This window comes from Nonomuraea sp. CA-143628 (assembly GCF_050942315.1).
Taxonomy (GTDB): domain Bacteria; phylum Actinomycetota; class Actinomycetes; order Streptosporangiales; family Streptosporangiaceae; genus Nonomuraea.
Genome location: NZ_CP192072.1, coordinates 4117883 through 4138996 on the forward strand (window position 1 = coordinate 4117883; position 21114 = coordinate 4138996).

A 21114-nucleotide genomic window follows, 5' to 3' on the forward strand; every position below is an offset into this window, starting at 1 on the left:
GCTCCATTTCCTGATATGTCGTGAAATGGAGCCAGCCATGCGTGTCGCCCTAGCCGGTCTCGCCACCAGCCATCCCTTCACCGACGCCCGTACCCTGGCCCGCCACGCGGACCTGCTGGTGTGGGAGGAGGACCCGGAGCGGCTGAGCCGCTTCACCGAAGAGCACCCAGGCGCCAAGGCGCTGCCGAGCCTGGCCGCGCTCCTGGCCGCCGAGCCCGACGGTGTGGTGCTGACCGTGCCGAGCCCGCGCGTGCCCAGGGCGCTGGCGGCCGTGCTCGACACCGGCGCGGCCTGCTTCGTGAACAAGCCCGCCGTCGCCACCCGCGCCCAGCTGCGCGAGCTGGACCGGCTGCCGATCCACGACCGCGTGCTGTCCAGCTCGGTGCTCCGCTTCGCCCCGGCCTTCGCGGGGCTGCGGGTGGACCCCGCCGACGTGCTCGCGGTCCGGGCCACCGTACGGCATGACGTCGGCCTCTGGGCCGATGGCTACAACGCCTGGCAGGACACCCCCGGCGAGGGCGGCGGGACGCTGGTGACCATGGGGATCCACGGCGTGGAGCTGCTGGTCGCGCTGTTCGGCCCGGACGTACGTCTGGCCGGCGCGGCCTCGGCCACCAGGCACTATGCGGGCCTGCGCTCGGAGGACACCGGCGTCATGGCCCTGCGCTGGGACAGCGGCGTCACGGGCACGGTCGAGATCCTCGGCGTCTCGGATGAGGAGTCCTACTCCGTCACCATCCATCGGCGCGGCGGCACCGACACCGTCGTGATCGAGGGCGGCGGCGACCACGTCAAGGGTCTGGGCTACGAGGGGACGATCGAGGCGTTCCTGGCGATGATCGGGGGCGCGCCGAGCCCCGTCCCGTGGGCGCAGACCCGGGCCATCCTGGAGGTACTGGTCGCGGCCCGCGAAACCACCCAATGAGCAGTGCGTGAGGGCGCCCGCCGACCGGTGTCCGTGGGCGCCCATTGACAGCCGAACTCCGCCGCAGTTACGGTCTGGACCGTAAATGACGTAACGGAGGTAGACCGCGTGCGGACGACAGCGGAACTCGAGGAACGGCTGGCGCGGCCGAGCGCCGCCCTCGTCGAGGATCTGAGCAGGCTCGACGGCGACATCCTGATCCTCGGCGCGGGCGGCAAGCTCGGCCCGAGCCTGGTCCGGCTGGCGCTCAACGCCACGCGTGGCGACCGGCGGATCATCGCGGTATCCCGGTTCTCCGAACCCGGGCTGGCCCGGTCGCTCCAGGACGACGGCGCGACCGTGGTGGCCGCCGACGTGGCCGATGAGGGAGCGCTGCGCGAGCTGCCCGACGCGCCGAACGTGGTGTTCCTGGTCGGCGCCAAGTTCGGCACCGAGGGCCGGGAGCACGCCACCTGGTTCACCAACGCGTACCTGCCGGGCAGGGTCGCCGACAGGTTCAGGGACGCCAGGATCGCCGCCCTGTCCACCGGCAACGTCTATCCGCTGGTCCCCGTGGGCGGCGGCAGCACGGAGAGCTCGCCGACCGGGCCCGTCGGCGACTACGCGATGAGCTGCCTCGGCCGGGAGCGGGTGCTGTCGCACTTCGCGGAGACGTACGGCACCCGCATGTCGCTGCTGCGGCTCAACTACGCGGTCGAGTTGCGCTACGGCGTGCTCGTCGACCTGGCCGGGAAGATCCTGGCCGGGGAGCCGATCGATCTGGCCACCGGTCAGGTCAACGTGGTCTGGCAGGGCTACGCCAACGAGGTCGTGCTCCGCTCGCTGCTGCTCGCCGAGTCGCCGCCGTACGTGCTCAACGTGACCGGGCCCGAGCTGCTCTCGGTCCGGCAGGCGGCGCTGGACCTCGGCGCGGCGCTGGGCAAGGAGCCGGTGTTCTGCGGCGAGGAGGCGCCCACGGCGCTGCTGTCGAACGCCGGCAGGTGCCACCGCCTGTTCGGCTACCCCGAACTCACGCCCGCCGAGCTGATCGAGCACACGGCGCGCTGGGTGGCCGACGGCGGCCCGCTGCTCGGCAAGCCCACCAAGTTCGAACGCCGTGACGGCCGCTTCTAACCGCGCGCCCGACGACCGCGCGCCCGACGACCGCGCGCCCGGTGACCGCGCGTCTGATGACCGCGTGCCCGATAGCCACGTGCCCGGCCCATTGACCCAAGGGGGATCCGACGTGCTCAGCACGATTCCAGAGGCGCAGACGTCCGTGCGCGAGCTGTTCAGGCGCGGCCTGGTGATTCCGGCGCACCCGCTGGCGTTGACCGAGGACCGCAAGCTGGACGAGCGCCGGCAGCGTGCGCTGACCCGCTACTACGTCGAGGCGGGCGCGGGCGGGCTGGCGGTGGGCGTGCACACCACGCAGTTCGCCATCCACGGCACCGACCTGCTGCCGCCGGTGCTGGAGCTGGCCGCGCGGACCGCGGGGGAGTACGAGCGCGAGGTGGTCCTGGTCGCGGGCGCGACCGGGAGCACACGGCAGGCCGTGGCGGAGGCCGAGCTGGCCAGGTCGCTCGGCTACCACATGGTGCTGCTGAGCCCGTGCCGGGAGCTGGACGAGGACGGTTTGATCGAGCGGGCGCGGGCGGTGGGCGAGGTGCTGCCGGTCATCGGCTTCTACCTGCAGACCGCGGTCGGTGGACGCCCCTTGTCACGAAATTTCTGGACCAGGTTGGCGGCGATCGAGTCCGTGGTGGGCATCAAGGTCGCCCCCTTCGACCGTTACCGCACGCTCGACGTGCTCCACGGCGTGGTCCGGGCCGGTCGCGCGGCCGAGGTCGCCCTCTACACCGGCAACGACGACCACATCCTGGCCGACCTCGTCACCACCCACCGGGTGGTCGTGGACGGGCACGAGGTGGAGATCGAGTTCGTCGGCGGGCTGCTCGGTCAGTGGGCGGTCTGGGTACGGCGGGCCGTCGAACTGCTGGAGGAGGCCAAGCTGGCCCGCTCGGGCGACGACGCGGCCATGCGGCGGCTGCTCACCCTCGACGGTCACCTCACCGACGCCAACGCCGCCATCTTCGACTCGGCCAACGGCTTCCACGGCTGCATCCCCGGCATCCATGAGGTGCTGCGCCGCCAGGGGCTGCTGGCGGGCCGCTGGTGCCTGGACCCGGCCGAGGAGCTCTCACCGGGGCAGCTCGCCGAGCTCGACCGGATCTGGGCCGCCTACCCGTGGCTACGGGACGACGACTTCGTCAGCGCGGGCCTGTCGCGCTGGCTCGCCTGACCCTCATGCGAGCCAGCGCCACCGCCCCCGAGTCGGCCGCCCTCAAACAGGCCGTCCCCCAGCCCGCCGCCTCAGAGAGTGAGGCGGTACAGGGTCAGGGGGCGGCCGCTGGAGCCGCTGGTGAGGTTGCCCGTGCGCTCGGCCAGCCCGGCCAGCTCCAGCCGGTGCAGCATGCGCCGGGCCGTGCGCTGCTGGACGTCGAGGCGGTCGGCGATCTCCCTGGTGGTGAGCGGCTCGTCGCCCGCCGCCGCCCGCGCCTGCAGCAGCCGCTCGATCGTCGCCACCGACAGCCCCACGCGGCGGGCGATCACCGAGAGGTTGCGCTCCGACTCCGGGACGCCGGAGACCGACTCCAGGACGATGTCCGTGTCGGCGCGCAGCGACAGCACCGCCGCGACCTCGCCGATGCGCCGTGCGCGGGCCAGGGCCCGGCGGGCCAGGCTTTCCGCCTCCGCCGCGCTTCGGCCCAGCCCGAAACCCACGCGTACCACTTGATTCTGCGCCGCCAGGCGACTCAGCATGGGCAGGCCGGTGAAGCCGCCCGTGGCGTCGTGCAGCGGGCCCCGGGTGGTGACCAGGAGATGGGTGCCGCCCCGGAAGGCGGCCAGCGTGCCGCCCAGCGCGGTGGCCTCGCGCAGCAGCCCCTCCTCGTTCTCGACCTCGATCAGCCCGAGCGCGATCTGCGCGTCCTCCTGCGCCTGCCCTTCGGCGGTCAGCAGCAGCTGGCGCAGCGCCACCCGGACCGAGTGGACGGACGGCGCCAGGCGCAGCACGTGCATCTCGCCGCGCAGCGCCTCGTGCACCGAGCTCAGGCAGGTGATCACCGGATGGGCGGGGCCGCGCCGGTGGAAGGCGATCGCCTTCTTGGAGGTCATCTCCGGCCGGTAGGGCAGCGTCCTGAGCGCGTCGGCGGGCAGCCCGGCCTCGGCGAACGTGGCCGCCACGTCGGCCGCGGGCAGCGTGTCGATGGACAGCCCGGTGACGTCCTGGCCCTCGTGCTGCAGGCGTACCAGGGCGCTGAGCAGCGTCGCGCCCGAGTAGTCGACGAACGCGGCGGCCCGGCTCAGCACCTCGGCGTCGCGGGAGAGCATGTACGGGACGATGCCGGTGAAAAGCCAGCCTTCCACTGCGGCGGCGTGCGCCTCGACGATCGCGGGAGCCTGCGACTCGTGGTCGTAGTCGAGGCGCAGCGCGGTGACCCCGGGCTGCTCCTCGCAGGTGGCCGCGACGTCGTCGACCAGATCATGCGGGCCGACGACCCCGATGACGATTCCCACCCACGCCTCCCTCTCGCTGTTTTCGGTCAAGACCGCAATTATATCTTGTGAGGTGCCCCTGTGAAGTTCCCGTCCATGGCCGAGGCCGCCGGCCGTACGCTCGGCGACGAAGAGGTGGCCGCCGCGACGCGGGCGATCCGCTCGGGCATGCTCAGCTCCGTCTGGGGGACCGAGACCAGAGCGCTCGAACGCGAGGTCGCCGCCATGTACGGCGTGCGCCACGCGGTCGCGTGCGGCTCCGGCACCGCGGCCCTCCATCTGTCGGTCGTGGCGGCTGCGCCGGACCCCGGAGACGAGATCATCACGACGCCGATCACCGACTTCGGGACCGTGGCCCCCATCCTGGCGCAGAACGCGGTCCCTGTCTTCGCGGATGTAGATCCCTCGGACGGCAATCTCGACCCCGGCGCGGTGGCCAAGCTGATCGGCCCGCGGACTCGGGCGATCATGGCCGTGCACCTGTTCGGCGCGCCCGCCCGCGTGGCCGAGCTGCGGGCGCTGGCCGACGAGCACGGCCTGGCGCTGATCGAGGACTGCGCCCAGGCGTGGCTCGCCGAGCTGCCGGACGGCCGCCTGGCGGGCACGGTGGGCGACGTCGCGACCCTCAGCCTGCAGCAGTGGAAGCACATCACCTGCGGCGACGGCGGCCTGGCGCTCACCGAGGACGACGGGCTGGCGCGCCGGATGCGGCTGTTCGCCGACAAGGGCTGGGACCGGGCGGCCGGGCGCTCGCACGCCGGTTTCGGCCTGAACTATCGCATGAGCGAGCTGCAGGCCGCCGTGGCGCGGGCCCAGCTCGCCAAGCTGCCCGGCGTCGTCGCGGCCCGCCGCCGCACGGCCGTACGGCTGCTCGACGCCCTTCAGGACCTGCCAGGGGTACGGCTGCCGCGCCCGGAGGGGCACGCCTGGTGGCTGTTCCCCATCGTGCGGCCCGAGGGTGACGCCCGGGAGCTGGCCGCGCACCTGGCCGCGGCCGGGATACCCGCGAGGGCCGGTTACCTGGAGGAGCCGCTGAACCGCGCCCCGCTGTGGGAGCGGCCCATCTACGGCGCCTCGCGCTACCCGCTCGACGGCTATGTCCCGAACCCGTGCCCCGAGGCCGAGCGTCTGGTCGCCGAGACGCTGCTGATCATCGACTGGAACGAGAACTACACGGCCGAGCACGCCGACGCCGTCGCCCGCGAGATCACCCGATTCACCGCGCGTTAACGGTGGAGGCCGTAGTTACGTTCAGGTATCGCCCATTGACCGCACGAGGTCCTCGTTATTAGGTTTCGGTCAGGACCGGTATTACTCGAAAGGAATCCGCCGATGAGGAAGACAGCGGCACTCGGCCTGACGGCCGCCCTGGCCCTCGCCGCCGCCGGGTGCGGATCCAGCGGCTCGGACAAGAGCACCGTGACCCTCTGGATGTACCCCGTCATCGGGGACCAGGCCAAGAGCCAGGCGTTCTGGGCCAAGGTCGAGAAGGACTTCGAGGCCAAGAACGCGACGATCGACATCAAGATCGACCAGCAGCCGTGGGAGGGCCGTCAGGAGAAGGTCACGACGGCGCTGGTCTCGAAGAAGGGCTTCGACCTCGTCGTCCTGGGTCCCGACCAGATCCCGCAGTACGCCCAGCAGGGCACCGTCGAAGCCGTCGACGACGTGGTGGCCAAGGACAAGGCGTCTTACCTGCCCAGCGCGCTCACCGCGCTGACGGTGAACGGCAAGCTGTACGGCGTGCCGATCTACCAGACGATCACCGCGCCCATCTACAACAAGAAGCTGTTCGCCGAGGCGGGCGTCGACAAGGTGCCCGAGACGCTGGCCGAGCTCAAGGCGGCGGCGCCCAAGCTGGCCGCCAAGAAGGTCGCCGTGCTCGACTACCCCGGCAAGCCCGAGGTCAGCCTCAACCAGAGCTTCTACCCCATCCTGTGGGCCAACGGCGGCAGCGTCTTCGCCCCCGACGGCAAGAAGGTGGCCTTCAACGGCCAGCAGGGCGTCGACAGCCTGCAACTGCTGCTCGACCTGAAGGCGGCGGGCGGTCTGCCCGAGGACACCGCCAGCAAGGGCAACGAGATCGAGGGCGGCGCCCTGGCCAAGGGCAAGAGCGCGATGTACCACGCGGCCACCGCCCTGCAGGCCACCCAGCTCGGTGCCGCGATCGGCGCCGAGAACGTCGGCATCGGCCTGCCGCTGGAGGGCGTCAAGCGGGTCGCGTTCGGCATCCCGGGTGCCCTGGTGCTGGCCAAGCACGCCGAGAACAAGGACGCGGCGAAGAAGTTCGCCACCTACCTGTCCTCGCCCGAGGTCGCGGCGAGCCTGGCCGCGGAGTCGGGCTTCTTCCCCGCCCGTACCGATGTGACCGTGCCGGGACAGTCGGCCGCGGCCACGGAGTTCGCCAAGTCGCTGCAGTACGCCTTCCCCGGTGACACCCACCCGAAGGCCCGCCAGGTGATGGGCGTCATCGCCCCGCACATCCAGGCGGCCCTGCTCGGCAAGGAGGACGCGAAGACGGCGCTCGACGCGGCGGCCAAGGAGGCCGACGCGCTGCTGGGCAACGGCGGATAGGGATGCGCCAACGCCTGCGTGACCCGGTCACGGGCCTGCTGTTCGTGCTGCCCGTGCTGGTGCTCTTCCTCATCTTCCGGATCTTCCCCGCCCTCGGCGCGGCGGGGATGAGCCTGACCAACTGGAACATCGGCGGCGAGTGGAGCTTCGTCGGCGCGGACAACTACGCGCGGCTGCTCGACGACACGATCTTCTGGACGAGCCTGCGCGTGACGCTCGTGTACGTGGCCGTCTACGTGCCGCTCACCCTGCTCGTCTCGCTCGGCACGGCGTTGCTGCTGAACCAGGTCGTGTTCCTGCGCGGCCTGTTCCGCGGCATGCTGTTCCTGCCGTACGTGACCAGCTTCGTGCTGGCCGGCGTCATCTGGCGGTGGATCTACGAGTTCGACGGCCTGATCAACGGCATCCTGGGCAAGGCCGGGCTCGGCCCGGTGGCCTTCCTGGAGCAGTCGTCGCTGGTGCTGCCGGCCCTGGCCGTGGTGTCGGCGTGGAAGGGCTTCGGCTACTCGATGCTGATCCTGCTGGCCGGGCTGAAGGCGATCCCCGGCTCCTACCTGGAGGCGGCCCGGGTCGACGGGGCCTCGGCGTGGCAGCGCTTCCGCCGGATCACGCTGCCGCTGCTGAAGCCCGCGCTCTTCTTCGTCCTGGTGATCGAGACGATCAGCGCCTTCCAGACCTTCGACACCGTCTACGTGATGACCGGCGGCGGTCCCGCCAGGGCCACCTACACCCTCATCTACGGCATCTACGACCACGGCTTCAGATCCTTCGACTTCGGCTACGCCGCCACGTGGGGGATGGTCCTGTTCGCCCTGGTGCTCGTCGTGTCGCTGATCCAGCGCCGCTTCCTGGACCGGGGGAACACATGACGCGCACGTGGCGGAGATGGCCGCTCGTCGCGCTGCTCGGCGTGCTGTCGGTGCTGACGGTCAGCCCGTTCGCCGCCATGCTGATCGTCGCGCTGTCGCCCGCGGGCGCCCCGACCCTGCCCGCGCGGTGGCCGGACTCGCTCACGCTCGACAACCTCACACGGGTGCTGTCCGCCTCCGGCTTCGTGGGGTGGACGGTCAACTCGCTGGTGTACGCCGTGGTCTCGGTGGTGATCATCCTGCTCACCGCCTCGATGGCCGGGTACGCCTTCGCCAAGAAGCGCTTCCCCGGCCGCCAGGCGATGTTCTGGACGTTCCTCGCGACCATGATGGTGCCCTTCCAGGCCACCCTGATCCCGACGTTCGTGCTGGTCAACAGCCTGGACGGGGTGGACACGTTCTGGGGGCTGATCGTGCCGACGCTGGCCAACTCGCAGGCGGTGTTCCTGATGCGGCAGTTCATCATGGGGCTGCCCGACGAGCTGTTCGACGCGGCCAAGGTGGACGGCGCCTCCGAGCTGCGGGTCTACTGGACGATCGTGGTGCCGCTGACCCGGCCTGTTCTGGCCACGCTGGGCGTGTTCGTGTTCCTGTGGCACTGGAACGACTTCCTGTGGCCGCTGGTCGTGGGGCAGAGCGACGCCACGCGTACGCTCACCGTCGGCCTGACCACGCTGCGGACCGAGGAGATGCAGCTGTCGGTGCTGATGGCGTCGGCGGCGATCTCCGTGGTGCCGTGCCTGCTGGTCTTCTTCCTGTTGCAGCGGTACCTGGTCAACAGCATCGCGATGACTGGGCTGAAATAAGCTCTCTCGGGTGGATATTTCGGCACAAGTCCTCCGTGATCGTCTTCGCGGCACGCTGCTCGCCGCCGCGGCCACCCCCATGACGGAGTCGGGCGAGGTGGATCTCGGCGTGGTGTCGCGCTACCTCGCCGGGCTGGTCGAGGACGGTGCCGACGGGCTGGCTGTGCTCGCGCACACCGGGCGCGGGCCGTACCTGAGCCCGGACGTACGCGCCGCCGTGATCGAGCGCGCGGTCGCGCTCGGCGTCCCGGTCATCGTCGGCGTCGGCGGCTCGCCTGAGCCGTCCGGCGCGGCGGATGAGGCCCGGATGGCCGCGAGCCTCGGCGCGGATGGCGTTCTGGTCTTCCCGGCCGAGGGTGACCGGCTGGGCGGCCACGAGGCGATCTGGCGGGCGGCCGGGATCCCCATGATCGCCTTCGACCTCTACACCCGGCCCTGCCCGGCCGACACGATGCGGGACCTCCTCCGGCATCCCGGCGTGGCCGGGATCAAGACCGCGCTGCTGTCCGACGCCATGGGCTGCCAGCGCGCCATCACCCTGGCCAGGGAGGCCGGCCGGCTGGCCATCACCGGCGAGGACCGCATGTTCGGCCCTTCGCTTCTGTGGGGCGCCGAGGCCGCCCTGGTGGGCCTCGCGGCCGCGTCGGTCTCCGTCACGGCCGAGGTCATGGCCGCCTACCGAGGTTCGGACCTGCGGGCCTTCGACGCGGCGTCGGGCCGCCTGGACCGCCTGGCCACCGCCACCTTCACCGAGCCCATGGAGGGCTACGTCCAGCGCATGCTGTGGCTCGCGGCGGCCGAGGGCCGGATCCCGGAGTCACACGCCCATGACCCGTACGGCCCGCCCCTGCCGGAGCAGGAACGGGCCGCGGTGGCGAGGGCGGGCGGTTACCTCGCCATGTAGGCGTCGGCGATGGTCTGCGTGACGGCGCTGCCGTCCTTGCCCTTCGCCTCGGCCTTGATCGTGATGCTGCCCGCGGGGTTGAGCGTGAGCACCTTGTACGAGCCGCCCAGCCCCGGAAGGACCGTGGCCGGCGACCAGTGGGCGCCCTTGTCGGCCGAGGTCCAGAGCCGCAGTGTGGACGCGCCCTCCGCCTTGACGGTGAAGGTGAACAGGTGGCCCGCCGCCACGGTGTCGTTCCCCGGCAGGTTGAGCTGGTACCGGAGCTGGATCAGCGGCAGCTTGGCGCAGGGCTGCTTGTCATCGAAGAGCACGGTGTCGATGCAGGTGTAAGGGGTGTTGTCCTTCGTCGGCCGGGCCGAACGGAACGTCCAGGTGGACTCGACGCTGGTGCCGGAGTGCTTGCCGGGGAAGGCGTCCTTCCACACATCGGTCAGCCGGTACGTCCCCGACCCGGCGGGCACGCTGTAGTAGGGCACACCGATCTCGTCGACCTGGGGCTGCACCTCCGTGTCGCCGTTGAACAGATGGGTCTGCTCGTCGCCCAGCGCGCCCACGTAGGTGTGGCTGGGGTCGGAGGCGTCGGAGTACTGGCCGAGGCCGAACGGGGTGAGCGCGCGCAACCGCATCCGGTCGCCCTGGCGGCAGGTGTCGCAGAAGATCGCTGGAGCGGCCCAGTCCGGCCGGTCAGGCCCGTTGGTGATCTGGGTGGGTATCAGGGCCTCGTTCCAGTCCTCCCGCTCCTGGGTGGCGCGGGTGAACGCCCGCTCGGACGTGGCCAGCCGGGCGATGTCCGTGGCGGGGTCGAGGAACTGATAGCCGCGCTGCCACAGTACCTCGCTGCCGGTGGTGTTGTAGTACTCGGTCCGGGTCAGGGGCGCGCCGAACAGGTGCGAGCCGCGCACGCTGAGCGGCTGCACGGGGATGAAGGTGTGGTCGACCTCGTTGAAGTTCGGGTACGGCCCCCACGCCCCCTGCTTCGGGGGGATCTCGGAGTGGTAGGTGGTGTCGATCTCGGTCAGGTCGCGGGCCTTCGGGGCGAAGGTCAGGCGGCCGGCGGTGGTGCCCTTCAGGTAGTAGGCCAGCTTGTACTCGAACGGGCTGGTCGGCTGGACGGTCAGCTTGCCGGCCGGGTACGGCTTGCGGGCCATGGCCTTGCCCAGGGCGTCGGCTTCGGCGCTGTCGATCCACAGGATGGGCAGCCGGTTCTGGGCCTTGTACGCGTCGGCGCTGATGACCCACGCGAAACGGTCGCTGGTGATCACACCCGCGGCGCCGCCCTTGAGCGCCAGTTCCAGGTCGGTCAGGAGGAGTTGCAGCGAGTTCCTGGCCGGGAGGTAGACCAGTTTGCCGCGGACGTCCGCGCCGCTGACGGTCAGGCTCAGGCGCCGGTCGGCGGCGAACTTGGGTACCAGGGCGTCGTGCTCACTGATGTAGTGCGGGTTCAGCCGCAGGCCCGGCACGCTCAGCGAGACCTCCGGGGCCCGGCGGATCTCGTCGAACAGGAACGTGAAGGTGCCCACGGCCGGCTTGGACGTGAGGGGCGTGACCCAGTAGCCGCCCGTGGTGACCGGCTCGTAGCTCAGCAGCGAGGCGCCGGCGTACATCCGCCCGGCGGCGGTGGTCCGCGCGTTCATCGTGTTGAGGAACACCGGCTCCGACTCGCGCGGCGTGCTGATCTTGAGCTGCTCGGCCTTGGTGGCGTCCAGGACGATCGTGGTGTCGCCGTTGAGCTTGGTCTCCGGGGCGACCAGCAGGCTGGACTGGATCTGGCGGGCCGGCATGGTGTACCACCATGACGCGGCGCTCGTGGAGTAGACGCCGCCGTGGGCCAGCTTGATCACGGCCTCCATCGTGCCGGGCACATCGGTGGCCTTCCAGTTCTCGGTGACCAGGGTGAGCGGCTCGCCGTCGAGGAGCGGATCGGTGTCGCTGACCCTGATGAAGGACAGCGGTCCGGGGTTCAGCCTCGTCCACTCGGGCTTGCCGACGAGCTTGACGCGCACCGTGTCCATCTGGGCCTGCTTGCGGAAGGCGATGGGGGTCGTCAGCCGGTCGGTCCCGCCCGTCGCCGTCAGCCGGCCCTCGTACCAGCCGGGGTCGCCGAGCTTGGGCTCGATGGTGAGGTCCGCGGCGGCGGTGCCGCCGGCGGGGACGGTCACCGACGACGGCGTGATCGTGGCCATCCCGGCGGGCGCCTGCGTGCCGTCGCGCGTCAGGGCCAGCGACAGGGCCAGCGTGACGGGGTCCTTGCCGGTGTTGCGGTAGGTCACCTTCTTGGTGAGCGTCTGGCCGGTGTACGGGTCGGTGAACCCGGCCGCGACCGTGGACAGGTCGTCGAAGACCTGCTGGGTGACGGCCCGGCCGATGTCCAGCCGACCGGCGCCCTGGTCGTACGGCGAGGTGGCGTCCAGGGGCTGTGCGGTGCCCACCAGGGCGGTCTTGAGCTGTTCGGCCGTCCAGTCGGGGTGCTGGGCGGCCAGGATGCCCGCCGAGGCGGCCACGTGCGGGGTGGCCATCGAGGTGCCGGACGCCGCCGTGTAGTTGGCGTCGATCGGGCCGCCGCCCGGGACGCTGCTGCCCTGGCCGAGCGAGGTCCCGGCCGCGCGGGCCGCGATGATGTTCACGCCGGGCGCGGTGATCTCCGGCTTGATCGCGAAGTCGTCGCTCAGGCGCGGGCCGCGGCTGGAGAACGACGCGATCTTGTCAGCGGAGTCGACCGCCCCGACCGTCAGGGCCGAGGTCGCCGCGCCGGGCGCGGCCACGGTGAACCGGCCGGGCCCCGAGTTGCCCGCCGCGACCACGAACAGCGTGCCGTACTCGGCGGTCAGGTCGTTGGCCGCCTGGCTCAGCGGGTCGGTGCCGTCGGTCGCGCCGTTGCTGCCCAGGCTCATGTTGACCACCCGGGCGTGCTCAGTGGCCGCCTGCCATTCCATCGCCGCGATGATCTCGGAGTTGTTGCCGCTGCCGGTGTCGTCCAGCGCCTTGGCGATGGTCAGCCGGGCACCGGGCGCGACGCCCTTGTAGCGGCCGTTGGACGCGGCGCCGCTGCCCGCGATGATGCCCGCCACGTGGGTGCCGTGGCCGAACCTGTCGGTGGCGTCGGCCGGGTCGCCACCGCCGGGGCTGCCCGCCGGGACGAAGCTGCGCGCTTCGGCGATCCTGCCCTGAAGGTCGGGATGCCGGGAGTCGATGCCGGTGTCGATGATGCCGACCGTGGCGCCGGTGCCGTCGAACCCGGCGGCCCACGCCTTCGGCGCGCCGATCTGCGGGTTGCTGACGTCGTCGAGCGCCTTGGCCTTCCCGTCGAGCCACACCTTGCGCAGGCCGCTCTCGAGGGCGGGGGCCGCCTTCGCCCTGGCCTCCGACGGGGTCGTCTCCCCGGTGACGGACTGCCAGAACGCTCGGGCCTGCTTCTTGTCGACCTTCAGCGCGGCGCCGTCGATGCTCTTCAGGACCAGCGGCTCCGCGCCGCCCTTCAGCGACCGGGCCTTGCCCGCGACGTCGCCGGACTTCACCTGCGGCTGGTACTGGACGATGAGGGGCAGCCGATCGGCCTTGGCGTCGCCGTACCCGTTGACGGCCAGGTAGTCGACGTTGAACAGCTCCTTGTCCAGCAGGCCGCTGCTGACGTAAGGCCCGGCGTCAGCGGGGATCACGTAGTAGCCGTGCTCGTCCTGCTGGGCCTGGTAGTTCGTCGCCTCCTGGCCGTCGCGGGGGTCCACGACGACCGATGCGCGGCCCTTGGCGTCCTTGGAGTAGGTGACGGTGTCCCCGGTGACCAGGGTGATCTTGACGGGCGCCGTACCCGGTGCCTTGACGGCGGCGGGCGCGTTGGCGGGTGCCTCAGCGGGTGCGGCGGCGGGCGCGGCGGTGGCCGGTTCGGCTACGGCGGCCAGCGGCACCGCCAGCGCGAACGCGAGTAAGGCCCCGAGACCGCGGCGCCGGGGGGTGGACAGCATGCGCACGGCACTCTCCTGTGCGGTGGAGATCGTTTCCTCGCTGACCTAATCTGGGAATCAGTCAGGGCACAAGTACGCCGGAGGGGCCAAAACCCGCCAGGTGGCGGTATCCCGCCATCGGTCAGAAGGGTGCCGCCATGCTCGAAGCGATCGGCCTGTCACCGGCCGAGAGCCGCCTGTACACGATGCTCGTCGAGAATCCGCGGTCATCGGCCGCCGAACTCGCCACGCACTGCGGGGTCTCGACGCCGCTGGCCGCGCGCACGCTCGCCGGATTCGCCAGGCGCGGGCTGGCCAGCCGCCTGCCCGGCCGCCGCGCCCGGTACGTGGCGGTCGCGCCGGACATCGCCATCCGGCCGATGCTCAGCCGCCAGGAGGAGGAGCTGCACCAGGTGCGGACGGCCATCCACGAGCTCACCACGTCGTTCCAGCGGGCCTCGCGCTACGCGGCGCATCCGGCCGAGCAGGTGGAGGTGGTCATGGGCACCGACAACATCATCAGCCGGGCGTACGCGCTCCAGGAGAGCGCCCAGAGCATGTTCCGCAACATCGACAAGCCCCCATACGTCATGCCGGACTTGTCGGGTAATACGGAGCGCGAGCTGCGGATGCTCCAGGCGGGGGTCGACTACCGCAGCGTCTACGACCTGGAGGCGCTGGCGATGCCGGGCCGGCTGGAGCTGATCCAGGCCGCGGCGGCGCGCGGTGAGAAGATACGCGTGGTGGCGGACGCGGCGGTGAAGATCTGGATCGCCGATGACGCGCTCGCGCTGATCCCCATCCGCAGCGGGGCGTACTCGATCGACGCGGCGTTCATCCTGCACCACTCGGCGCTGCTGGACGCGCTGATCGCGCTGTTCGAGCGGGAGTGGCTGCGCGGCTTCCCGTTACGCGCGGTGCCCCGGCCGCCCGCCGACGGTCCGGACGAGCTGGCCAGGGACCTGCTGGCGCTGATGGCCGGGGGACTGACCGACGAGGGCATCGCGCGGGCGCTCGGGCTCGGGCTGCGTACCGTGCAGCGCCGCATCCACGACCTCATGCGGGACCTCAACGCCATCACCCGCTTCCAGGCGGGGATGGCGGCGAGGGAGCGCGGGTGGATCTGAGGGCTCAGCGGCGGCCTGAGATCGCGATGCGGACCAGGTCGCGGCCGCGCACGCCGTACAGGGCCGTGCCGGAGGGGTCCAGGGCCAGCTTGGGCTCGCCGCCGAACCACTGACCGGCCAAGCCCTCGACGATCGTCTTCGCCGTGAACGTGACCAGGTCCAGCTTGTACACCTTGTCGCCGTCGGTGCAGTAGGCGACGCGGCCGGTGACGAACAGCTCGCCGCCCTTGGCGCCCACCTTCAGCGTCCTGGTGACCTTCTTGCGGATCAGGTCGAACTCGAACACCTCACCCGTGCTCGCCATGCCGTACAGGGTGATCGGGCCCAGGGCGAGGGAAGCGATGTACCGCGCGCCCGCGATCGGCTCGACCTGCCACAGCAGCTTCCGCTTGACCAGGTCGAACGCGGCCAGCCGGGCGCTCGTGGTGACAGGCGGCAGCCCGAGGCCCTCCTGGGTGGTGGTGCCGAGGTAGGCGGTGCCGAGGCGGGTGGCGACGGAGTAGACGGTCTGCCGCTCGACGGCGGGACGATAGGTCTCGTACGTGCTGGTGCGCGGTGAGTAGAGCGACAGCGCGCCGTTCATGTGGCCGGGCTCCGGCTGCGTGGGCATCACGACCAGGCCCGTCCGCGCGTCGTAGGCCAGGTCGCGCGGCCGGTCCTGCTGGTTGCCGGTGCGGGCCAGCAGCTTCGGATCCGCGTCGCCCGGCCGGTAGGAGTAGAGCGCGGCCTGCGTGTAGACGCCGAGGTAGGTGGTGCCGCCGACGGTCAGCAGCGTCTTCGGCTCGCCCGAGATGCCCAGCCTGCTCACCTTGCCCGTGGCCAGGTCGTGGACGTCGGCGCCGCCCTTGCCGCCCACGTAGACGCGGCGGCCGTCGGAGTGGACCGACATCGGCTCCTCCGGCGCCGCCTTGAGCCCGCGCTGCACCAGGTTGAGGTAGTCGAGGGTGCCGGTCGCCGGGTCGTACACGAAGACCGCGCTGTCCTGGATGCCGTAGACGCGTCCCTCGTGGGCCAGCAGCCGGTGTGTGAGCGCCTCGAAGTACGGCACGCCGAGCACTTCCAGCTTGCCCGTGGCCAGTTCGTAGCGGTAGAAGGTGCCCGAGGGGCGGCCGGAGAAGTAGACATAGCCGTCGTGGATCAGCACCGCGACGACGTACTTCTCGCCCGGAGCCGTGGCCTTGACCAGCTTGTAGTCGCCCGGCGCGGCCTTGTCGAGGACGACCAGCTCGGCCAGGGAGTTCATGCCGCCGGCGATGTGCGTGTCCGAGATGTTCATGCTCGACACCCAGTCGCGGTCGGCCAGGGCGGCCGGGAGCAGCTCCCGCTTCTCGCCGGTCGCCCGGTCGATCGCGACGAGGTGGGCGTGGGAGCCGACGCCCGCGTAGACGTACTTGTCGTCGGCCTGGATGCTGCGCACATACGCCTCGCCGGGGGCGGGCTGGCCCAGGTCACGGCTGGTGCCCGTGGCCGGGTCGTACTCCCAGACGCGGCCCGGCTCCGACGTGCCCATGTAGACCTTGCCGTCGGGGGAGGAGGCCATGGTCCAGATGTAGTGGTCGGGATATTCGGCGACCTTCGTCACCTGTCCCGCGACGGTGTCGACGCGGTAGAGGTCGGAACGGGCGTGCGTGCCCACGTAGACGTCGGTGCCCACCCGGCACATCGCCCAGATGCCCACGCCGGTGGGGATGTCGAAATGGGTGGTGACCGAATCCTTGGCCAGGTCATAGGCGCCCACCACGTTGGGAGACAGGCCGCGGGAACCCACGTACAGGACGCCGCCGACGAACTCGCCGTTGCCCAGCGGGCTGGCGACGCTCGCGGGCCCGAGGCCGGTGACGGTGCCCTCGGGCTCGCGGCCGCTCCTGGTCTCCGCGCCGGACCGGGCTTCGGCGGTCCGGGCCTGGGTGATCGGTACGGCGGTGAGGGAGGCGGCCGCGGCGGCCGCTCGCAGGAAACGACGACGGGGGATCATGTGCGGCTCCCTTGGTGAAGTTGCGCCGCACGCTATAACGGACCGGGCCGTAATGTCCAGATTGCTTAGAGGTGCTGGGCCGCCGCCGTCGGATCGGATCGCCGCTAGAGGGCCGCCTCCAGGCCGAACAGTTCCGCCGCGTTGCGCCACGCGATCCGCTCGGCCGTCTCGCCCGTGAGGTTCGCCGCGGCGACCGAGCCGAAGGCCGACGACGGGTCGATGAGCGTCGCGTCGGTGCCGAACAGCAATTGCCGCGCGTCCACGTTCGCCGCCACCTCGGCGATGCGGCCCGCCGGGGCGTGGGACCAGCAGGGCTCCAGGTAGAGGCGGTCGCAGGCGCGGGCCGCCTCGATCGCGTACCTGAACCCGTCGGCGCCCATGTGGCCGGCGATCACCCGGAGCCCCGGCGTGTCGAGGCAGACCTGGGCCAGGTCGAGCACCGAGGGGCCCCAGGTGTGGACCAGCGCCGGGCAGCCCGCCGAGGCGACCAGTTCGAGGGCGTCGCGCAACTGGGGCGAGGTGGCGGGCGAGCCCGTGTAGTCGGTGTGGATCTTGACACCGACGAACCGGCCGGTAGGCAGGTACTCGGCCAGGTCCCGGACCGCCTCCTGAAGCCTGCGCGGGTTGACGGTGACATAGCCGTACAACCGACCCCGGCCGCCTCCGCGCCCGCCGTTTTCTTGGTCGTTCAGGGCTGTGGCCAGGGCGCGGTTGCCCGCCGGGGCGTCGTAGATGACCGCCTCGGTCGACGACACGATGGCCCGGTCGATGCCGTAGCGGTCCATGGTGGCGAGGGTCGCCCCGGCCACGTCCATGGTGAAGAACCAGGGGCCCCAATGGGCGTGGACATCGATGATCATCCGAGCAGCCTCCTGGCGTTGCCGCCCGCCACGGCGGCCACCTCGTCGGGTTTCAGGCCGCTGGTCGCCAGCCTGAGCAGCGGGACAATGGGTTCGTAGTGGGGGGTCCGCGAGCCGTACACCAGCCGCTCGGCGCCGAGCTCCGCCACGACCGTCTCCAGCGCGTCGGGGGAGTTGAGCAGGCGGGTGGAGGTGTGGAAGCCGGGCTCGTCGGCGGCGGCCACCAGGAAGTCGCCCAGATGGTAGAAGTGCGTGTCGAGGAAGACCACCCTGGCCTCCAGCCCGGCGAACGGCTGCCAGAACCTGCGTACGTCGCCACCGGTCAGGACCGTCATGTCCAGCCGCGCCGCCTGCCGGGCGACATGCCGGACCGACGGAAAACCGGCCTCCACGCCCTGCTCGTCCGGAAACAGGCGCACCGCCCGGACACCCGCGGCCGAGAGGCGATCCATCTCACGCCCCGCACCTAACGGGTCCCGCAGGTCCACCACACCGACCGGCGCGAACGCCACCGAGGCACCTCCGTCGGACACCGCCAGCGCGCTGGATGCCGCTGGTGCGGCGGGCGCGCCCAGTGCGTCGGGCGCCCTCAGGGCGAGGGTCGCGTCGTTGCCCGAGCGTACGTCGAAGAGCGCCGCCCGTAGGCTCGCCACCGCCCCCGCCCGGATCCGGTGCGCCGCCAGCATCGCCCGTACGGTGGCCGGCGTCCCGGGCGGTCCGTCGCGGTCCGGATAGGCGCCCACGAGCACGTCGACGTCCAGGGCCACCTCCAGTCCACCGATCAGCCCCCAAGCGTCGAACGTGATACCGGCCTTGTCCCTAATTGCCATGCGCCCAATCATGCCATTGACGAAAAGCGCGCATAAGATTACGGTCGGGGCCAAAATTGCTCAGAAATGAACGTGAGGCCCACATGCTCCGCTCGCTCATGGTCGTCGTGGCCGGCCTGTTACCCGCCCTCCTCACGGCCCCCACCGCCGAAGCCGCTGCCGTCGCCGATTGTGAGAGCCCGGCGGTGGAGACGTTCGGGCCGGCGTCGGTCACCGGCGCGATCGTCGGCGCCGTCGTCCACGAAGGACACGCCTACGTCGTCGAACGCGGTCCCAAGCCGCCGGTACTGGCGGAGATCGACCTGGCCACCCGCAAGGTCGTCAGAAGCGTCACGCTGCCGGACGGCCCGGCGGCGGGCGAGGCGGAGGGAGGCTGGGCCACCGCCGTGTCCGGCGGCAAGATCTATGTCGGCACGTACCCGGTCCCCGACCTCTACAGCTTCGACCCGGCGACGGGTGAGGTGAAGCGCCTGTACTCGTTCGGGAAGAACGGCGGTTTCGTCTGGAGCCTGACCGCGGCGCCCGACGGCACCCTCTACGCGGGGACGTACCCGGACGGCAAGGTCTGGGAGTACGTTCCCAGCACCGGCGCGGTCCGGAACTTCGGCGTACTGGCGCCCGGCGAGCGTTACGTCAGGGCCATCGCCGCGGACGCCGACCACGTCTACGCGGGCCTGCTCGACAAGGCCCAGCTCATGTCGATCGACCGGGCCACCGGCACGGTCACGCGGCTCGCCACCGGCCCCACGGGGTTCGGCGCCGTCGCGGAGCACGGCGACCGCGTGCTCGCGGCCAGCGGCGCGACCCTCATCGACGTGCGCAAGGACGGCACCGACCTCCGGCAGCCCGCCCTGGCGGAGGGCAGCCTCGACATGCTCACGGTGGCCGCCGACGGCACGGTCTACGCCACCACCCGACCGGACGGCGCCGTCTACCGCTACCGGACCGGCGACGCCGCGCTCACGAAGATCGCCGATCCGCCGTCCCTCGGCGACGAGACCAGACGGCTGCAACTGCTCGACGACAACACCCTGTTCGGCGTCTCGGGCAGCGGTGGCATGTGGTGGCTCGACCTGCGTACGGGCAAGTCGGAGTTCGTGGACCTGATCGAGGCCGGCATACCCGCCGGTGCCGAGCGGCCGCAGAGCATGCTGCTCGTGCCCAACCGCGCCCTCTACATCGGCAGCCACTTCTCGATGGAGGTCCGCGACCTGCGTACGGGCGCCAAGCGCAGGTTCCGCCTGCCCGGCGAGCCCAAGGACCTGGTGCGGCGCGGCAACAAGATCTACGCGGCCATGTACCCCAGCGGGCAGATCCTCTCCATCGACATCCGCACCGACCAGGTGCGCGGGCTCGGCTACCTGGGCCACGACCAGCAGCGGCCATGGGACATCGAGTACGACCCGCTGACCGACAAGCTCCTGGTGGCCTCCGCGCCGCTCGGCGCCAAGCTGTCGGGCGCCCTGTCCGTGGTCGACCCGGACACCGGCAAGATGGACGTGTACGTGGACGTCATCCCCGGCCAGAGCCTGATGAGCCTGTCGCTGGGCGCCGGTGTCGTCTACCTGGGCGGCGACGTGCTCGGTGGTGGTGGCACTCCGCCGGTCAAGACCTCGGCGTCCGTGGCGGCCTTCGACCTGAGGAAGCGCAAGGTGCTCTGGCAGGTCGATCCCGTCGCCAATTTCCGTACGTTCCAGGACATCAAGGTGCACCGCGGGCTGCTGTACGGGGTGTACAAGCGCGACTCGGGAGCCTGGATCGCGCTGGACCTGGCCACCAGGAAGGTGGTCAGCCAGGGCAAGCTCGCCGGCTACGGGGAACTGACCGTGCATCGGGGCAAGGTGTTCGTGTCCACCTTCTTCGGCGGCGGCAACGCCTACGAACTGGGCACCGACGCCAAGCTGCTGGCCACCGGCCTGGGCGACGAGTGGTACACCAACCCTCAGCTCCACTTCGAGCCCGGCAGTTGGCGGGCCTGGGCCCTGGTGGGCCGGAACCTGGCCCGGATCAGGCTCGACCCCGGCTGCCCGCCCTTGACCATCCCGGCGACCGCTGGCTAGATTTCGGTCTGTGCCGAAATCAGTGATCGATGCCCACCGGCTGATCGGTCCCGTACCGTTCGACGACCTGCCGTCGGACCCCGGGCCCGAGCTGGACCGGCTGGGCATCGACCGGGCCTGTGTGACCCACACGCTCAGCCTCTACTCGGACGCGCAGGCGGGCAACGAGGCCCTCCTGCGGCTGAACGACCCCCGGCTCATCCCGGTGCCCGTCGTGGTGCCGGGCGTGACGGGGGCGTCCGCGCCGGCCGCGGTTCACGAGGTGCTGGGGTGGAACGTCCGCATGGTCAGACTCTGTCCCGAACGTCACCGCTTCGACCTCACCGGGCCGGTCGCCCTGCGCTGGCTGGCCGCCATCGCCCTGCCCATCGCGATCGACCTGGATGAGACGTCGTCCGCCCAGTTGCGCACACTGCTGGAGCGGCTGCCCGAGCAGCGCGTCCTCCTGCTCAACCCCGGCTACCGCCGTCTGCGCGCGGTGGCCGAACTGATGGCGGAGACCCACCGCCTCTGGCTGGAGATCGGCACCGTCAACACCCAGGGCGGCGTCGAATGGCTCGCCCACCGGTTCGGGGCGGATCGGCTGGTCTTCGGTACGGGCGCGCCGATCGCCGACGACTGCGGCCCCCGCTTCCTCCTCGACCACCTCGACCTGGAGCCGTCCGCCGTCGACCTGATCGCCTCCGGCTCCCTGAGCGGGCTGCTGTGA

Annotated in this window: 16 protein-coding genes; 11 read left to right on the forward strand and 5 right to left on the reverse strand. The window is 71.2% G+C overall.

Annotated elements, in window-relative coordinates:
• The first annotated feature begins 37 nt into the window (after positions 1-37).
• The 3 genes from ACQP2T_RS19075 to ACQP2T_RS19085 all read left to right on the forward strand — a co-directional run bounded on the left by ACQP2T_RS19075 (position 38) and on the right by ACQP2T_RS19085 (position 3206).
• Positions 38-925: a Gfo/Idh/MocA family protein gene (locus ACQP2T_RS19075; RefSeq protein ID WP_433517447.1), complete on the forward strand. Its 888-nt coding sequence runs from the start codon at positions 38-40 to the stop codon at positions 923-925.
• Between the two features lie 108 nt (positions 926-1033).
• Positions 1034-2038, forward strand: coding sequence for an NAD-dependent epimerase/dehydratase family protein (locus ACQP2T_RS19080; RefSeq protein ID WP_433517448.1), 1005 nt, complete (start codon positions 1034-1036; stop codon positions 2036-2038).
• Between the two features lie 112 nt (positions 2039-2150).
• Positions 2151-3206, forward strand: coding sequence for a dihydrodipicolinate synthase family protein (locus tag ACQP2T_RS19085; protein WP_433517449.1), 1056 nt, complete (start codon positions 2151-2153; stop codon positions 3204-3206).
• A gap of 71 nt (positions 3207-3277) precedes the next feature.
• Here ACQP2T_RS19085 and ACQP2T_RS19090 read toward each other — a convergent pair whose 3' ends face one another.
• A complete protein-coding gene (locus ACQP2T_RS19090) occupies positions 3278-4513 on the reverse strand; it encodes a hypothetical protein (protein ID WP_433517450.1) in 1236 nt (411 codons plus the stop codon).
• 30 nt (positions 4514-4543) lie between these two features.
• Here ACQP2T_RS19090 and ACQP2T_RS19095 point away from each other — a divergent pair, with 30 nt between their 5' ends.
• The 5 genes from ACQP2T_RS19095 to ACQP2T_RS19115 all read left to right on the forward strand — a co-directional run bounded on the left by ACQP2T_RS19095 (position 4544) and on the right by ACQP2T_RS19115 (position 9615).
• Positions 4544-5692 carry a DegT/DnrJ/EryC1/StrS family aminotransferase gene (locus tag ACQP2T_RS19095; protein WP_433517451.1) on the forward strand — a complete coding sequence of 383 codons (1149 nt, stop codon included), beginning with the start codon at positions 4544-4546 and terminating at the stop codon, positions 5690-5692.
• Positions 5693-5794: 102 nt separating this feature from the next.
• Positions 5795-7036 carry an ABC transporter substrate-binding protein gene (locus ACQP2T_RS19100; protein ID WP_433517452.1) on the forward strand — a complete coding sequence of 414 codons (1242 nt, stop codon included), beginning with the start codon at positions 5795-5797 and terminating at the stop codon, positions 7034-7036.
• 2 nt (positions 7037-7038) lie between these two features.
• A complete protein-coding gene (locus ACQP2T_RS19105; RefSeq protein ID WP_433517453.1) occupies positions 7039-7905 on the forward strand; it encodes a carbohydrate ABC transporter permease in 867 nt (288 codons plus the stop codon).
• Positions 7902-8711 (forward strand): carbohydrate ABC transporter permease, encoded by an 810-nt coding sequence (locus ACQP2T_RS19110; protein ID WP_433517454.1) that lies wholly within the window; start codon positions 7902-7904, stop codon positions 8709-8711. Before ACQP2T_RS19105 ends, ACQP2T_RS19110 begins: the two co-directional genes overlap by 4 nt.
• A 10-nt stretch (positions 8712-8721) precedes the next feature.
• Positions 8722-9615 (forward strand): dihydrodipicolinate synthase family protein, encoded by an 894-nt coding sequence (locus ACQP2T_RS19115; RefSeq protein ID WP_433517455.1) that lies wholly within the window; start codon positions 8722-8724, stop codon positions 9613-9615.
• Here ACQP2T_RS19115 and ACQP2T_RS19120 read toward each other — a convergent pair.
• Entirely contained in the window at positions 9600-13574 is a 3975-nt protein-coding gene (locus ACQP2T_RS19120) for a S8 family peptidase (RefSeq protein WP_433519800.1), read from the reverse strand. The two genes, ACQP2T_RS19115 and ACQP2T_RS19120, sit on opposite strands and share 16 nt — an antisense overlap.
• Positions 13575-13711: 137 nt before the next feature.
• Between ACQP2T_RS19120 and ACQP2T_RS19125 the strand changes: the two genes are divergently transcribed.
• Positions 13712-14680 (forward strand): helix-turn-helix domain-containing protein, encoded by a 969-nt coding sequence (locus tag ACQP2T_RS19125; protein ID WP_433517456.1) that lies wholly within the window; start codon positions 13712-13714, stop codon positions 14678-14680.
• Positions 14681-14684: 4 nt separating this feature from the next.
• Here the strand turns inward: ACQP2T_RS19125 and ACQP2T_RS19130 are convergent, their stop codons facing one another.
• The 3 genes from ACQP2T_RS19130 to ACQP2T_RS19140 all read right to left on the reverse strand — a co-directional run bounded on the left by ACQP2T_RS19130 (position 14685) and on the right by ACQP2T_RS19140 (position 18345).
• The gene (locus ACQP2T_RS19130; protein WP_433517457.1) at positions 14685-16655 is read right to left on the reverse strand and encodes a PQQ-binding-like beta-propeller repeat protein; all 1971 of its coding nucleotides are present in this window, start codon (positions 16653-16655) and stop codon (positions 14685-14687) included.
• A gap of 104 nt (positions 16656-16759) precedes the next feature.
• Positions 16760-17515, reverse strand: a complete 756-nt coding sequence (locus ACQP2T_RS19135; protein WP_433517458.1) for an amidohydrolase family protein — start codon at positions 17513-17515, stop codon at positions 16760-16762.
• Positions 17512-18345: an amidohydrolase family protein gene (locus tag ACQP2T_RS19140; protein ID WP_433517459.1), complete on the reverse strand. Its 834-nt coding sequence runs from the start codon at positions 18343-18345 to the stop codon at positions 17512-17514. Before ACQP2T_RS19140 ends, ACQP2T_RS19135 begins: the two co-directional genes overlap by 4 nt.
• Positions 18346-18428: 83 nt before the next feature.
• On the opposite strand from ACQP2T_RS19140, the gene ACQP2T_RS19145 reads away from it, so the two are divergent.
• Both ACQP2T_RS19145 and ACQP2T_RS19150 read left to right on the forward strand, forming a co-directional pair.
• Complete coding sequence (locus tag ACQP2T_RS19145) at positions 18429-20405, forward strand: PQQ-binding-like beta-propeller repeat protein (RefSeq protein WP_433517460.1); 1977 nt, start codon at positions 18429-18431, stop codon at positions 20403-20405.
• Between the two features lie 10 nt (positions 20406-20415).
• Positions 20416-21114: an amidohydrolase family protein gene (locus ACQP2T_RS19150; protein ID WP_433517461.1), complete on the forward strand. Its 699-nt coding sequence runs from the start codon at positions 20416-20418 to the stop codon at positions 21112-21114.

What these genes read in the sequence shown, in the direction of transcription:
- ACQP2T_RS19145 (WP_433517460.1), top strand. Translation starts at nt 18,429, where the DNA reads ATGCTCCGCTCGCTCATGGTCGTCGTGGCCGGCCTGTTACCCGCCCTC.
- ACQP2T_RS19135 (WP_433517458.1), bottom strand. Translation starts at nt 17,515, where the DNA reads ATGATCATCGATGTCCACGCCCATTGGGGCCCCTGGTTCTTCACCATG.
- ACQP2T_RS19120 (WP_433519800.1), bottom strand. Translation starts at nt 13,574, where the DNA reads ATGCTGTCCACCCCCCGGCGCCGCGGTCTCGGGGCCTTACTCGCGTTC.
- ACQP2T_RS19125 (WP_433517456.1), top strand. Translation starts at nt 13,712, where the DNA reads ATGCTCGAAGCGATCGGCCTGTCACCGGCCGAGAGCCGCCTGTACACG.
- ACQP2T_RS19075 (WP_433517447.1), top strand. Translation starts at nt 38, where the DNA reads ATGCGTGTCGCCCTAGCCGGTCTCGCCACCAGCCATCCCTTCACCGAC.
- ACQP2T_RS19105 (WP_433517453.1), top strand. Translation starts at nt 7,039, where the DNA reads ATGCGCCAACGCCTGCGTGACCCGGTCACGGGCCTGCTGTTCGTGCTG.
- ACQP2T_RS19100 (WP_433517452.1), top strand. Translation starts at nt 5,795, where the DNA reads ATGAGGAAGACAGCGGCACTCGGCCTGACGGCCGCCCTGGCCCTCGCC.
- ACQP2T_RS19130 (WP_433517457.1), bottom strand. Translation starts at nt 16,655, where the DNA reads ATGATCCCCCGTCGTCGTTTCCTGCGAGCGGCCGCCGCGGCCGCCTCC.
- ACQP2T_RS19140 (WP_433517459.1), bottom strand. Translation starts at nt 18,345, where the DNA reads ATGGCAATTAGGGACAAGGCCGGTATCACGTTCGACGCTTGGGGGCTG.
- ACQP2T_RS19110 (WP_433517454.1), top strand. Translation starts at nt 7,902, where the DNA reads ATGACGCGCACGTGGCGGAGATGGCCGCTCGTCGCGCTGCTCGGCGTG.